6 protein-coding genes are annotated in these 15,112 nt (G+C 71.4%); 3 read left to right on the top strand and 3 right to left on the bottom strand.

Features of this window, described 5'->3' with window-relative positions:
* Positions 1-196, top strand: a 196-nt coding sequence (locus ENSA5_RS17525; RefSeq protein ID WP_146155815.1) for an MYXO-CTERM sorting domain-containing protein, incomplete at its 5' end; no start/stop codon positions are given.
* A 19-nt stretch (positions 197-215) separates the two neighbouring features.
* Here the strand turns inward: ENSA5_RS17525 and ENSA5_RS17520 are convergent.
* Entirely contained in the window at positions 216-1,676 is a 1,461-nt protein-coding gene (locus ENSA5_RS17520; protein ID WP_106392821.1) for a trypsin-like serine protease, read from the bottom strand.
* Positions 1,677-1,892: 216 nt separating this feature from the next.
* On the opposite strand from ENSA5_RS17520, the gene ENSA5_RS17515 reads away from it, so the two are divergent.
* Together ENSA5_RS17515 and ENSA5_RS17510 are read left to right on the top strand one after the other, a co-directional pair.
* Positions 1,893-11,309, top strand: a complete 9,417-nt coding sequence (locus tag ENSA5_RS17515; protein WP_181197856.1) for a non-ribosomal peptide synthetase — start codon at positions 1,893-1,895, stop codon at positions 11,307-11,309.
* Between the two features lie 2 nt (positions 11,310-11,311).
* A complete protein-coding gene (locus ENSA5_RS17510; protein WP_181197855.1) occupies positions 11,312-12,595 on the top strand; it encodes an amidohydrolase family protein in 1,284 nt (427 codons plus the stop codon).
* Between the two features lie 237 nt (positions 12,596-12,832).
* Here ENSA5_RS17510 and rsgA read toward each other — a convergent pair whose 3' ends face one another.
* Together rsgA and ENSA5_RS17500 are read right to left on the bottom strand one after the other, a co-directional pair.
* On the bottom strand, positions 12,833-13,915 hold the full coding sequence (gene rsgA, locus ENSA5_RS17505) for a ribosome small subunit-dependent GTPase A (RefSeq protein ID WP_106392818.1): 1,083 nt from the start codon (positions 13,913-13,915) through the stop codon (positions 12,833-12,835).
* Positions 13,912-15,039 (bottom strand): cupin-like domain-containing protein, encoded by a 1,128-nt coding sequence (locus tag ENSA5_RS17500; protein ID WP_106392817.1) that lies wholly within the window; start codon positions 15,037-15,039, stop codon positions 13,912-13,914. Before ENSA5_RS17500 ends, rsgA begins: the two co-directional genes overlap by 4 nt.
* Positions 15,040-15,112: the final 73 nt, after the last annotated feature.

Raw genomic sequence — 15,112 nt, 5'->3', positions numbered from 1 at the left:
GGGCGAGAGCGGGGGCGACGACAACGCAGAGGGTGAGACCGGGGGCAGCGGGTCCCCGGCCGACACCTTCGACACCTTCGGCGGCCCCGTCGATGACGAGGGCTGCAGCTGCTCCGACACGGACAAGAGCGGGGGCTTCGCGGGCCTGGCCTTGCTCGCGCTGCTCGGCCTCGCAACCCGCCGTCGCCGCGAGTAGTCGGGGCGCGGGGGCCCGCTCAGCGCCGCCGCCGGAGGCCCGCGAGCACCAACAGACCGAGGGCGACCCCGAGCGCGCCGCCGCTGTCGCGGGCGCCTGCGCGGGTCGAGCACGCGCAGCCCTCGGGGTCGTCGTTGAAGCCCGGGCCACCGAAGGTGTCGAAGCCAGCGTCGAAGCCACCGTCAGCGCTGGTCTCACCGCCGTCGCCATCTCCGGGGTCGCCCCCGTCGCTCCCGGGGTCGCCGTCGCCGTCCCCGGGGTCGCCGTCGCCGTCGCCCCCGCTGCCGCCGACGGTGATCACGACCGTCGCCGACTGCGTGACGTTGTCGCCGAAGTCCTCGGCGACCGCGACGAGCTCGTAGGTGCCGCCGCCGAAGCTCGCGTTGGCGAACAGCCACGGCTCGTCCTCGTCGGTCGAGATCAGCTCACCGTCGATCATCAGCCCGACGGCGACGACGCCAAACTCGGCGTCCTCGGCCTCAACCTCGATGTCGAGGGTCTCGCCCGGCTCGAAGGTCGCGCCGCTTGGTGGGTTGACGATCGCGACCGAGGGCGCGTTGTTGTCGGGCGGCGAGCCGTAGGCCGGTCCGCAGGTGGCTGACAGGGCCGACAGCGGCGTCGAGCAGCCGTTGTTCCACGAGGCCGAGCTGTTGGTCGGATCGGTCGCGAAGCCGCCACACGCCGCGCTCGGGGCCCAGTTGCCGTTGATGTCGTGGCAAGGCGTGACGTCGATCCCCGAGTTTTGCTCGATGAAGGGCACCGCGCGGCTGATCAGGGTGTAGGTGTCGGCCCCAGCGCCGCAGTCGGGGCCCCCGGACACGGTCCCGAACGCGCGCCAGCTGCCATCGGGGAGCTGATAGTAGGCCGGCCCGCCCGAGTCGCCGCCGCAGGCCGCGTTCCCGACCTCGCCGACGACCACGACCTCGCTCTGAGCGGTCACGGGGGTCTGGATGACCGTCTGGGACCAGCGCTTGGTCCCGGCCCCGCTCTCGCCCTCGTTGTTGCCGAAGCCGACGATCATCGCGGGCTCGCCGACGGTGAGCAGGTCGAGCTCGCAGCCGTACATTGGCGGGGTGATCGGGATGTCGTTGATCGGCTGCGCGAGCTTGCAAAAGGCGTAGTCTCCGGCGTTGACCCCGTTGTTCTCGTTGGGATCCCAGTCGGGGTTGCGCAGGCAGTACTCGACGCTGACGACCCGCTCGGCGAAGCCGCCCGACTCGCCGAAGCGGATCTCGTTGACGTAGGGACAGTGGGCCGCCGTCGACACGATCTGCGGGTGGATCAGCGTGCCCGAGCACAGGCCGTTGGCGAGCAGCAGCGCGGTCGTTGGCCACTGGCAATTCTGGGCCGGGGTGCCGTCGGAGATCAGCGGATCTTGGTCCGGCGCCTCGACCTGAGGTTCGGCAGCTTTGACGGCTGTGGCGGCGAGGAACGTGACGAGGGCGACAGACAGTCCACAAGTCCAAAGGGGACGACACATGGCTCCAAACTACCATCTGGGCGGTGGCTGAATAGACTTGATGATGTCTGGACTGTATCTTGTAAGAAGTGAATTCTAACTCACGGTCTCGTGTAGAGGTCGGGGTCTACGGGCAGGTTTCGCGGCCGCGGGGATGAGCTCTTGACCGGTCGCAAGGGTCCGCGCTAGGCCCATCGAGTGCGGTACAGCCGCAGGTGAGGGCGTATGGATAGGTCTTTGGTCAGCGTCCTCCGAAACCACGCCGCGCGGACGCCGGACGCCGTCGCGTACACCTTCTTGACTGCGACGGGGCCGATCGAGCTGCGCTGGTCCGAGCTCGACGCGCGCGCGCGCGCGGTCGCAGCCGAGCTCCAAGCAGAGGGTGAGGTCATCGGTGAGCGCGTCGTGATCCTCGAGCCGACCAGCCCGGAATTTGTCGTCGCGTTCTTCGCTGCGCTCTACGCGGGGGCCATCGCCATGCCCCTCGCGCCGCCTCGCGATCCCCGGGGCCTCGAGCGGACCGTACCGGTGCTGCGAAGCGGTCGTCCTCGGGTCGGCTTGATCAGCGCCCGGCTCCAGCCAGAGGTTGAGGCGCTCGCGCGACGCTTCGAGGAGTTTCGCGGGATCCGCTGGCGCTCGACGACGCGCAGCCAAGAGCGTGGCCAGGGCTGGCGGCCGCCCGCTGCGGATCCCGATCGCCTGGCGCTGCTTCAGTACACCTCGGGCTCGACCGGTCGCCCGCGCGGGGTCGCGGTCTCCGACGCGAACCTGCGCCACAACCTGGCGATGATGCGCGACGCGTTCGCAACCACGCGTGACTCGACGATCGTCTGTTGGCTGCCGATGTTTCACGACATGGGCCTGATCGGGAACATGCTCCACGGGCTGTTCCTCGGCTGCCACAGCGTGTTGTTCTCGCCCCGCGCGTTCCTCGACAAGCCGGTCCGATGGCTCGAAGCGATCGCGCGTCACGGCGCGGACTTCAGCGGCGCGCCGAACTTTGCCTACGAGATGTGCGCGCGCAAGGTCTCGGCGAGCGAGGCCGCGGAACTCGATCTGTCGAGCTGGCGCGTGGCCTTCAACGGGGCAGAGCCTGTCCGCGATCAGACCCTGGTCCGATTCAGCGAGCGCTTCGCAGCGAGCGGGTTTCGGGCCGAGGCGTGGTTCCCCTGCTACGGGTTGGCGGAGGCGACGCTGTTCGTATCGGGCGGCGACCACCGGGCCCGCGCGCGACGATGCTCGGCGCCGGGCGACGCCGAGCGCGTGCTCGTCAGCTGCGGTCACGCTTGGTCTGAGCAGGAGATCGCGATCGTCGAGCCGGAGGCGCGCGAGCGCGTGGCCGAGGGCGAGGTTGGTGAGATCTGGCTGCGCGGAGCCAGCGTCGCGCAGGGCTACTACGGTGCCGCGAGCGTCGAGACCTTCGCCGCGCGCCTCGCCGACGACGACGGACCCTTCCTGCGGACGGGCGACCTCGGCTTCCTGCGCGGAGGCGAGCTGTACATCGTCGGACGGCGCAAGGATCTGATCATCATCCGCGGGCGCAACCACTACCCGCAGGACATCGAGTACACGAGCGAGCGCAGCCACGCGGCGCTGCGCGTGGGCTGCTGCGCCGCGTTCACGGCGGGCGACGAGCTCGGCGAGGGCGTCGTCGTGGTTCAAGAGCTTCGCACGCGCGAGGTCGAGGTCGAGGTCGACGCGGTCGACGCGGTCGTGGCCGCGATCCGTACGGCCGTGTTCACCGAGCACGGCGTGCCCGTGGCTCGCGTCGTGCTCGTCGTCGCCGGGCAGGTGCCGAAGACCTCGAGCGGCAAGGTCCGGCGTCGGACCTGCCGCGAGCGGCTGGTCGCGGGCACGCTGAAGCTCGTGTACGACAGCGACAGCGCGGCGGTCGACGTGGGCCGCCCCCTGCGAGCGCCGGACGACGACGACGACGCGCGCGCGAGGATCCGCGGCCTCGTCGCCAAGCTGCTCGGGCTACCGGAGTCGGCGATCGCCGATCATCGGGCGCTGATCGCCCTCGGGCTCGACTCGCTGGCCGCGGCCGAGCTGCGTGCCCGGCTCGGGGGCGAGGCCAACGAGCCGGCGCTGTCGTTCGAGGTCCTGCTGTCGACGGCGACGGTCGCCTCGCTCGCGGCGGCCGCTCGACCCCCAGCTGCGCCGTCCCCTGCGCTGACCCGCCCGAGGGCGGCGACGATCACCCGGCGCGCGGCGACGGCCGCCGAGGCGCGGCTGTGGCTACTCGAGCAGCTCCAGCCGGGCACCCAGCATGTCCCCTTCGTGATCGAGATCGAGGGCGTCGTCGACGAGCGACGGCTCGCGCGGGCGTGGCGAGATCTGGTCGCGGGTTGCCCGGCGCTGCGGACTCGCTTCATCCAGCGCGAGGGCCCGGAGGGCGCGCTCGAGGCAGAGCTCGTCGAGGTCGACGCGCCCGAGCTCGCGCGTGTCGAGCTCGTCGAGCCCGACGCCGCGACCCGCGATCAGCGAGCCCGGGCGCTGATCGAACAGACCTGCGCGCGGGTGTTTGACACGAGCGAGGCGCCGCTGATCCGGGGCTTGCTGATCCGCGGGCTCGAGCAGCGCAGCAGGCTCCTGGTCGTGGTCCATCACCTGGTCGCCGACGGCTGGTCCGTCTCGTTGCTCGGTCGCAGTCTCGCGCACGCTTACCGCTCGCGGCCCTGGACGATCGCCGGGATCTCCGATCTGGCGGCCGAGCTCGTGGCGCCAACGGAGTCGACTCGGGCCGCGGATCTTCGTTATTGGCGGGCCGAGCTCGGCGACGCGGACTGGTCGATCGCGCTGCCCCGTGATCGCGGCTCGACGCCGAGCGAGCGCGGGGCCGCGCTGCGGGTCTGCACCCGGGCGCCGAGCCTGGGCCCGGCGCTCGCGCGGGTGGCCAGGTCCGAGCGGGCGACGCCCTTCGTGGTCATGTTGGCGGCGCTGGTGAGCTTGCTGCATCGCTACTCCGGCCAGGCTGAGCTGTGCGTCGGCACGGTCGCGGCCCAGCGCGCCGCGCCAGCCACTCACGCGGTCGTGGGTCCGCTCATCAACACGATCGTCTTGCGCAGCGACTGCGCCGACGATCCGAGCTTTGCGACGCTGATCGGGCGGCTCAAGGCGACGGTGATCGCTGGCTTCGAGCACGCGGCGCTGCCCTTCGACGAGGTCGTCCGCGCGCTCGCGCCGGGCTCTGGTGGTGGGCGCTCGCCCTTTCAGGTCATGTTCGTCTACCAGAACTTCCCGCTCGAGCCGCTCGAGGTCGAAGGCGCGCGCTGGTCGGTGACCGAGCCCGAGGTTCCGCTCGTGCCCTTTGACCTGACCCTCGCCATTCGGCCCGAGGGCGACGTGTTGAGCGTCTCCCTCGACGTCGACGCGGCGATGTTCTCACGCGCGAGCGCCTCGCGGATCCTGCGGGACTACCTGCGCGTGCTCGAGGCCGCGCTGACCGACCCGAGCCGCCCGCTGTCTGCGCTCGGACCCTGGGACGCGGCCGAGGCGGGTCCGATCGAGGCGCACGCGCTCGTCGGCGCGACGGACCCGGCCTTTGTTCCGATCCATCGAAGCATCGCAGCGGTCGCGGCCCGCGATCCCTCGCGCCCGGCGATCCTCGGCCCACGCAGCTGGACCTTCGCCGAGCTCGCGCGGGCCGCAGACGCCCTCGCCAGCCGGCTCCGCGCCCACGAGCTCGGCCCCGGCGCGCTCGTCGGCGTCCACGTCAGCGATCGCGCGTCGGCCCTGGTCGCGATTTTAGGCGTGCTCGAGGCCGGCGCCGCCTACCTGCCCCTCGATCCCGAGCTGCCGGCCGCGCGACTCGGGACGTTGCTCGACGACGCCCAGCCCGAGCTCGTCGTCAGCGATCGCCCCGTCAGCGAGCTGACGGTCCACGGTCGCGCCGCGCTCACGCTCGATTTCGACGCCTGGCTCGCTGGGCCCGCGCGCAGTCGTGGGCCCAGCGTCGACGTCGATCCCGAACAACCGGCCTACGTGCTCTACACCTCGGGGACCACGGCGGCGCCGGTCGGCGTGGTCGTCTCGCACCGGGCCCTGGCTTACCACGCGCGCGCGCTGGCCTCGTGCTTCGAGCTCGGGCCCGACGACCGCGTGCTGCAGTTCGCGTCGCTCGCGTTCGATGTGTCGGCCGAGGAGCTGTTCCCGACCTGGTCCCGCGGCGCCGCGGTCGTGGTGGTGACCGACAGCAACCCGCGCGCGCTGACTCGCGCGCTCGCGGACCTCGCCGTGACCGTGCTCAACCTGCCGTCGCGCTACTGGGAGCTGTGGTTTCAAGAGTGCAGCGAGGAGGTGCTGCCGAGCCTGCGCCTGCTGATTACCGGCAGCGAGCCCGTGTCTGCCGAGCGCCTCGCCGAGTTTCATCGCCGGCTCCCCGATGTCCGCTGCGTTCACGCATACGGCCTGACTGAGTGCACGATCACCTCGCTGATCCACGAACTGGGCGGCGATCCGGACCCCGCCGAGATCCCGATCGGGCGGCCGATCCCCGGGACCTCGGCGTGGGTCCTCGACGCGGGCGGACACGCGCTCGGGCCTGGCGGCCGCGGCGAGCTGTACCTCGGCGGCCCTGGGCTTGCGCAGGGTTACCTCGGGCGACCGGCCGCGACCGCGGCGTTGTTCGTGCCCAGCCCCTTCGGTCCACCGGGCGCGCGCCTCTACCGGACCGGCGACCTGGTCCAGCGCCTGTGGACTGACGAGCTGGCCTACCGCGGGCGCGATGACCTGCGCCTCTCGGTCCGGGGCTACCGCATCGATCCGGCCGAGATCGAGGCTCAGCTGCGCGTGGCCGGGGCCGTCGACGCGGTCGTCGTCGCTGACGAGGAGCGCCTCGTCGCCCACCTCGAAGCGCCGGCCGAGCGCGTCGCCGACATTCGCTCGCAGGTCGCGGCCCAGCTGCCAGCGTACATGCGGCCGAGCGTGTGGGTGGCCGTCGACGCGCTCCCGCGGCTCGCCAACGGCAAGATCGATCGTCGCCGGCTCGCCGCGGCGGGCCTGGACTCGCGCGACGATCCCGGCGAGGCGCCGATCGGTCCGCTCGAGCGTACCGTCGCCGAGATCTTCGCCGAGCTGCTGTCGCCGGACGAGCCCGCGCGGATCGATCGTGACACCCACTTCTTCGCGGCCGGAGGTCACTCGCTCCTGGCGCTCCAGGCGATCGCGCGGATCGAGGTCCGGCTCGGCGTTACCCTGGGGCTGCGCGCGCTGTTTGACGCGCCGACGGTCCGCGGCGTGGCCGAGACGCTCGCGCAGGCCCGGCCCGAACCCGACCCGACGACGATGGCACCCACGATCAAGTCGCCCGCGAGCCCCGGCCCCGCCCCGCTGACAGCCGCGCAGCAGCGGCTAGCCTTCATCGAAGGGCTCCGGGGCGACAGCGCCGAGTACAACATGCCGCTCGCGGTCCGAGGCCGGGGGCCGGTCGACGGCGAGCGCCTCGGGCGAGCCTTCGCCGCGCTCGTCGCCCGCCACGACGCGCTCCACAGCGTGATCGTCGACGGTCACAACCACGAGGGTCCACAGGCCTCGCTCGTGATCCGTAGCCTGGACGAGTGGCCGAGGGTCGAGACCCGGGCGCTCGAGCTCGCCCGCCAGCCCTTCGAGCTCGAGCGTGGTCCGCTGATCCGCGCCGAGCTCCTTCACGGCGACGACGATCGCTGGATGCTGGTCGTCGTCGTGCATCACATCGTCTGCGACGGCCGCTCGCTGCGGGTGATGCTCGACGAGCTCGGCGAGCTGTACCGCGGCGACTGTCCGTTGAGCGCTCAACCCGGACGCTACGCCGACTATGCGCGGTCGGAGGCCGCCCGCAGCTACGAGCTCGGTCTCGCGTTTTGGCGCTCGGAGCTCGCGGGCAGCGAGCCCGTGTGGCTGCCGACCCTGGGGTCCACGGCGACCGGCGAGGCCGGCCGCGTCAACGCCCGCGTGCCGGTCACTCGCGCCGAGCTCGAGCGCCTCGCCCGGCGAGCGGGGGCCACGGTCCATATGGTCCTGATCGCGCTGACCCAGGTCATGCTGGCGCGCTGGAGCGGGGACTCGGACGTCCGGGTAGCGACGCCGGTCGCGAATCGGCCCGGGACCGAACACAACGGCGTGGTCGGCTGCTTCGTCAACACCGTGATCCTCCGGGCCACGGTTGGCGAGCGCACGCCCTTCGCCTCGTTCCTCGACCAGCTGCGCAACATCGCCCTGGCCGCCTACGAGCACCAGGCGACGCCCTTCGATCAGGTCGTGGCCGCGCTCGCGCCGGCCCGCGGCTCGGGCACGCCGCTGATCGAGCTGATGTTGCTGCTCGAGTGCGGGGAGATGGAGCTCGCGCTCGGCGAGGAGATCTCGACCGAGGTCCACGAGCTCGACACCGGCGCTGCCAAGTTCGACCTGACCCTGACCGTGCGCCTGCGCGAGCGTCGGGTCGAGGCCGAGCTCGAGTACGATCGCGGCCGCTTCGAGCACGCGACCGTCGAGTCGATGCTCGCGAGCTTCGCCGAACTCGCCCAGTCGGTCGTCCGCGAGCCCGAGGGCGAGTGCGGCGCGCTGCGCATGCTCGACGAGGACGGTGAGGCCCAGGTCGAGGCCTGGGAGTCCGGCGGCCCGGTCGAGGCCGGGGCCGAGGTCCAAACCACCCTCCACGACTGGGTCGAGGCCCAGGCCCGAGCCACACCCGACGCCGTCGCGGTCGAGTGCGGCGCGCGGACGCTGCGCTATCGCCAGCTCGACGCGCGGGCCAACCAGGTCGCGCGCGGGCTCCGGCGCCTCGGGCTTGGGGCCGGGGCCCGCGTCGGGCTGCGTATGGATCGGAGCGAAGATCTGATCGTCGCGATGTTCGGCGTGCTCAAGGCTGGGGCGGCCTACGTCCCGATCGATCCCGAGTACCCCGTCGAGCGCCAGCGCTACATCGAGGACCACAGCCGGGTCGAGCGCACGCTCTCGGGTATCGGCGCCTTCGCCCGCGAGGATCCTAGCCCGGTGAGCGTCGAGGTCGAGCCCGAGCAGCTCGCCTACGTCATCTACACGTCGGGGTCCGAGGGCCGGCCCAAGGGCGTCGGGATCCCGCACCGCGCGGCTGCGGCGATGGTCGCCTGGGCCCGGGCGACCTACGGGCCGAGCCGGCTCGCGCGGGTGCTGGCCTCGACCTCGGTCTGCTTCGATCTGTCGGTGTTCGAGATCTTCGCCCCGCTCGCGGTCGGCGGGGCCGTGATCCTGGTCGAGTCGATCGAGGCGATCGCCGAGGCCGAGGACCCGACCCTGGTCAACACCGTGCCCTCGGCGATCGCCCACTTGCTCGGCCGCCTGCCGGCCTCGGTCCGGACCGTCAACCTCGCCGGGGAGGTGCTCCCACGCAGCGTGGTCGAGGCGCTCCACGATCGGGGCGTGAGCGAGGTCTGGAACCTCTACGGGCCGTCCGAAGACACGACCTACTCGACGGCCGCCCGGATCGCGCGCGACGATCCTCGCTCGCCATCGATCGGTCGCGCGCTGCCCGGGACCACGACCCGAATCCTCGATCCCCACATGCAGCGGGTCCCGCCCGGAGCGCGCGGCGAACTCTACCTCGGCGGCGTCGGGCTCGCGCGCGGCTATGTCGAGCGGCCGGCACGTAGCGCGACGCAGTTCGTGCCCGACCCGTTCGCGCGCGACGGCCAGCGCCTCTATCGGACCGGAGACTGGGCTCGCCATCGGCCCGACGGTGAGCTCGAATTTCTCGGGCGCCGCGATCATCAGGTCAAGGTCCGTGGCTATCGGATCGAGCTCGGCGAGGTCGAGGAGGGCCTGCGTCGCGCGGGCGCGCTCGAGGCTGTCGCCGTCGTGGGCCGCGGTGACCACCTGATCGCCCACGTCGAGCTCGACTCGAGCGCCACGGACGGCCTCGTGGGCCTGCGCGCGCGGGTCGCCGAGCTCCTGCCGCGCTACCTGATCCCGACGAGGTGGGGTGAAGTCGTCCGCTGGCCGCGAACCTCGAGCGGCAAGATCGATCGTCGCGCGCTGCCCGAGCCCGCGCGGCACGAGGCGGTCGGCGCCGCGCCCGAGGGCCCCGTCGAACAGCGCGTCGCGGCGATCTACGCGGAGGTCCTCGGGCTCGAGTTGGTCTCGCGCGAGACCGACTTCTTCGACGCTGGCGGCCACTCGCTCCTCGCTATCCAGCTGGCCGAGCTCGTGCGCCGGGCGTTCGGCGTCCCGGTCCCGGTTCGGGCTCTGTTCGACGGCCCGACCGTCCACGAGCTCGCGGCGGTGATCTCCTCGCTCGGCGCTCACGAGCCCGACCAGCCACCGTCGGCGGCGCCTGCGATCGCGCGAGGCGAGGGCCGCGACTGGCCGGTGACCGCGGCCCAGCGCCGGCTGTGGTTCGTCGAGCAGCTCGCGCGGGGGCGCTCCCACAACCACGTGCCGATGGCGATCGAGCTCCGCGGCCCGCTCGACGTCGACGCCCTGCGGCGGAGCTTCGAGCTCCTCGTCACCCGTCACGAGGGCCTCCGGACCTGCTTCGTGGCGATCGACGGGGTCCCCCACCAGCGCCTGATCGATGTCCCGCTGCCCTTCGAGCTCGTCGAGATCGGGCCCGACGAAGTCGAGGCCCGGGCCGCGGTCGAGGTCGAGCGGCCCTTCGATCTCGAGGCCGGGCCCTTGTTTCGACTCACGGTCCTGCGCACGAGCCCCGACGCGGCCCTGTGGGTCATCGTGATGCACCACCTGATCTGCGACGAGTGGTCCCTCGGCGTGCTCCTGCGCGAGTTCGCGGCGCTCTACCCCGCGCTGCGCTCCGGCGCCCCGGCGCCGACGCTGCCGGCCCTCCCGACGCAGCTGATCGATCTCGCCCTGGCCCGAGCCGAAGCCAGCGAGGCCGAGGTCCGCGAGTGGGACGCCCAGCGCCGCTACTGGACCGAGCAACTGCGCGAGGTCGAGCTGGTCCCCGTCCCCGGCTCCGCGACGCTGGTCTCGCGCGGGGCGGCGTTGGGCCGCTACCGGGACTTTGCGATCCCGGCGGCGATCGTCGAGCGGATCGACGCGCTCGCCCGGGCCGCGCGGGCGACTCAATCCATGGTCCTGCTGGCCGTGTACGCCGCCTGCCTGACCCGGCATACGGGGGCCCGCGACCTCGCTATCGGCATGCCCACGGCCTCGCGCAGCGCGGCGACCGAGGGCCTGGTCGGCTTCTTCGTCAACGAGCTGGTCGTGCGCATCGACTGCGACTCCAGCCTCGGCTTCGGGCAGCTCCTCGCTCGCACGCGCGCGCTCGTGCTCGCCGCGCTCGACAACCAGGCGCTGCCCTTCGACGAGGTCGTGGCCGCGGTTCGCCGTGCTGGCGATCCGCAAACGCCCCTGGTCAACGTTCAGTTCGACGCCCACAACGCGCCCTTCGGGCCGCTCGAGATCGCCGATCTTCAGCTCGCTCCCCGGACCCTGGCCCGGGCCACGGTGCCCTTTGATCTGCAGCTCTCGGTCGAGGACACGCCGGGCGGTATCGCCGGGTTTGTCGGTTGGAACCGCGAGCGGATCTCCGAGGACTGGGCCCTTCGCTTCATCGCAGACTTCGTGCGCCTCGCCGAGCTCGCCACGATCGATCCCGAGGCCCCGATCGCGCAGCTGTTTGGCTCGGGCTCGGGCTCGGGCTCGGGCTCGGATGACGAGGCCGAGGACTTTGTGTTTTGACCTTGGGCCACCATCTGGACCGTGGGCTCGACGCGGGGCCGAACGAGGCGGCGACGACGGTGCTGATCGACGCCGGACACCTCGTCGTCCCGTCCTCGGGGGCGGTGTTGGCCGACCAGCGCGTGCTCATCGAAGGTCAGCGCATCCTCGCGATCGGCCCCGACCTCGACGCCCCGCCCGAAGCCGAGCGCATCGATCTGTCCGACGCCTGGTTGCTGCCCGGGCTGATCGACTGCCACACCCATCTGTGCTTCGGCGTCCGCCCGATCCGCTCGGATCGCCAGCGTGAGCTCGAGGCCAGCGTCTTGACCTACACGGCGAGCAACAGCACGGCCTGGCGCGCGCTCCAGGGCGCTCACAACGCCAGGGCCATGCTCAGGGCCGGGTTCACGACGGTCCGCGATCTCGGCAACGCCGGGGCCTGGGCCGACAGCGCACTCGCCCGCGCGATCGAGGAGGGCCTCGTGCCTGGTCCCACGATGATCTGCTCGGGCAAGGCCTTGACGCCGTCCGGGGGGCAGTACGCCTCGGGCATCGTCCCGCCCGAGCGCCCCGGCCTCGTTGGGATCGATTGGACCGTGGCCGACACCCGCGAGCGAATGCTCGCGGCGATGCGCGAGAACGTCGCCCACGGGGCCAAGCTGATCAAGGTCATCGTCGACGATCAGCGCTGCGGCTACACCCGCGACGAGCTCGCGTTCGTCGTCGAGCATGCCCGGGACGCGGGCCTCGCCGTCGCCGCTCACTGCGTGACCGATGCCGGGACCCGGCGGGCCGCGCTGGCCGGCGTCAGCTCGATCGAGCACGCCGTCGAGGCTTCGCGCGAGACCCTGGAGCTGGTCCGTGACCACGGCGTGGTCCTGGTCGGGACCGAGCTGAGCCAGGGCTATCTCGAGGCCGCGGGGGCGCCCCCGGATCACGCTCGCGAGCTCCACGAGCAGGTCATCACGCGCCTGCGTCACGCGATCGAGCTCGGCGTCGAGATGGCCTTCGGCAGCGACATCATGTCGGACATTCCCGGCCGCGATCGTGGTCAGCTGGCGCTGACGATCCTCGACAGCTACGTCGAGGTCGGGCTCGCGCCCCTGCGTGCGATCTCGATGCTGACCCGCGACGCCGCCAAGCTGCTCGGGCTCGACGACGATCGCGGCGACCTCCGCGTCGGGCTCCGCGCTGACCTCGTCGCCACGAGCCGGGATCCGCTGCAAGACATCCGCGCGCTGCGAGAGCTGCGCCTGGTCATGCAGGGCGGGCGGGTCCTCGCGCTAGCGCGGCGACCGCCTTGAACTCACGCCGCCAGGCGCATCTGGGGCCGCTGTTGCCGTTGTCGACTCGGCCTCGCTTCAGGCAGGAAGGGGCCAAGGTCGCACCCACGGTTCGTCTTCAAGGGGCCTTTCAAAAAAGGCCCCTCGCTGCGGCGGCAAAGCCCCCTCCGCTCACCCCAAACGCTCGCCTCTCGGCGAGTGCTCGTCTTCAAGGGGCCTTTCAAAAAGGCCTTTTTGAATTCAGCGTTTGATTTAGATTTAGCTGCGCTTCTTGTTGAAGCGCTTCATCGCCCGATGGATCGCCTTGTCGCTCTTCTTCTTCTTGCTCGCGGCCTGCTTGTCGGTGCGCGTGTGGACGAAGTCGAGCTCGCGCCCGAGCTTCTCGTAGCTGGCGAGGCGGTCGGCGTCGAGCTCACCGGCCTCGGCCGCGGCCCGGACCGCGCAGCCGGGCTCGCGCTCGTGACGGCAGTCCTTGAACCGGCACTCGCGGGCGAGGCTGCCGATGTCTTGAAAGGTCGCGTCGAGGCCCTCGTCGGCGACCCACAGCTGGAGCTCGCGCATGCCGGGGGTGTCGATCAGCATCCCGCCGCGGGGCAGCACGAACAGCTCGCGATGGGTGGTCGTGTGGCGGCCGCGGGAGTCGGCCTCGCGCACGGCCTTCGTCGCCTGGACCGCGCCGCCGATTAGCTGGTTGATGAGCGTCGACTTGCCGACCCCCGACGAGCCGATCAGCCCGATGGTCTTGCCCTTCTCGAGGTACTGCTCGATCGCCTCGACGCCTTCGGACGCGAGCGCGCTGAGCGGGTGGACCGGGACCGAGAGCGCGACCGGGGCGACGTCCGCGAGGACCGCGTCGACGTCGTCGCACAGATCGACCTTGTTGATCAGGATGACGGGCCGGGCCCCGCTCTCCCACGCGAGGGTCAAGTAGCGCTCGAGCCGGCGAAGGTTGAGGTCGTGATTGAAGGCGGTCACGATGAACAGCACGTCGATGTTGGCCGCGACGACCTGGGCCTCGACCTGCTCGCCCGCAGACTGGCGCATGAACACCGAGCGTCGGGGCACGACCGCGTGGATCATCGCGGGCCCGTCACTCTCGGGTAGCTCGACGGCGACGAAGTCACCGACGGCCGGGAAGTCGACCCGGGCGTTGGCGTCGTGGCGAAAGCGACCGGAGACCTCGGCCGGGAGCTCGGCGTCGTTGGTTGCAACGCGGTAGTGCTCGCGGTGCTCGACGAGGACGCGCGCGGGGACCAGCCCGGCGTCGGCCCACGGCTTGAACGTTCGCGCGGACCGGTCATCCCAGCCGAGGGCCTCGAGATCGTGGGGGGCGGCGGTCATCCGGCCTCGCTCGGCGCGGCGCCGGGTTCATGCAGCACGCGGCCGAAGTCGCGGACAGGCTCGCGGTGGAAGCCGACCGAGAGCGTGGGCGCGAGGGCGAGCACGGTGTGGTACCAGCCGCGCGGGATGATCAGCAGCTCACCGGGCGCGAGGATGAAGTCGGTCGCGTAGGCGTCGGCGAAGCGCGGGTAGCAGTCGAGATCGGGCTCCCAGGGGTTGACCCAGCAGGGCTGGTCGCGGTTGAAGCTCTTGAAGGGGTACATCGACGGGCTCTGGTCGGGCGAGTAGAGCTTGAAGCGCTTGCGCCCGATGACCTGGCCGAGGAAGGCGTCGCCGCTGTCGCGGTGCAGGAGCGTCGAGATCTGCCCGGCCGCCGAGCCCATCCACAGCTGCGCGGGTCCGAAGCCCTCGGGATCGAACAGCGGCGGCGGGAAGAAGGCGCGCATCGCCTCCGGCATCACGCAGCCGATCGTGTAGGGCGCGGGCTCGATGGCCGCGAGCGCGGCCATGAAGTCGGCGACGCTGGTGATCCCGAGGGTGCTTTGGATCTCAACCTTGGCGAAGCGCTCGCCGACCCCGTCGAGGGTCCAGCCCAGGGCCTCGGTCCAGGCCGAGAGCCCGCCTTCGACGATGACCGGGACGCTGGCTTCGACGAGGGCCGCGACCTCATCGGCGGGCGTGGCCGAGACCCGTCGCGGCTCGGCGACTCGATCTGTGTTCGAGGAATTGACCCTGCTCGCGTAGCGGGCTTCGATCTCGGCGAAGCGGGCGAGCGCGGCCGCGTTGGGCCGCTTGGTGATCTGCGCGAGGATGCCGAGGATCGCCATGTCGCCGTCGGCCTCGATCCGTTCGAAATTGAGCTGATCGTGAAAGTCGATGTTGTCGCCGGTCGCGATCTCCACCGCGATCGCAGCTGGCATGCGAATCTTGGCCCGAGGGGCGTCGGCGTGGCCGCTGCGGTACGCGAGGCGATCGGCGGTGATCTGGAGCTGAAACGCGCCACCGTCGTCGCCTTCGAGTTCGAACTGGCACACGCCCTCGATCCTCGCCGGGTTCTCGAAGCCGGCCTCGAAGCGCTCGAACAGCAGCGCCGCGGGCGAGCCAGGTTTCGGTCCAAAGGCCATTGCGTAGAGTATTTACCACGCCCACGCGGTGCCATGATAGGCTCCGGAAGATGTGCGGGATGGAGGATAGCCT

This window comes from Enhygromyxa salina (genome assembly GCF_002994615.1).
Classification (GTDB): domain Bacteria; phylum Myxococcota_A; class Polyangia; order Nannocystales; family Nannocystaceae; genus Plesiocystis; species Plesiocystis salina_A.
The sequence above is the reverse complement of the archived record's forward strand: the minus strand, read 5'-3'. Positions and strand labels throughout refer to the sequence as shown.

What these genes read in the sequence shown, in the direction of transcription:
- ENSA5_RS17520 (WP_106392821.1), bottom strand. Translation starts at nt 1,676, where the DNA reads ATGTGTCGTCCCCTTTGGACTTGTGGACTGTCTGTCGCCCTCGTCACG.
- rsgA (WP_106392818.1), bottom strand. Translation starts at nt 13,915, where the DNA reads ATGACCGCCGCCCCCCACGATCTCGAGGCCCTCGGCTGGGATGACCGG.
- ENSA5_RS17500 (WP_106392817.1), bottom strand. Translation starts at nt 15,039, where the DNA reads ATGGCCTTTGGACCGAAACCTGGCTCGCCCGCGGCGCTGCTGTTCGAG.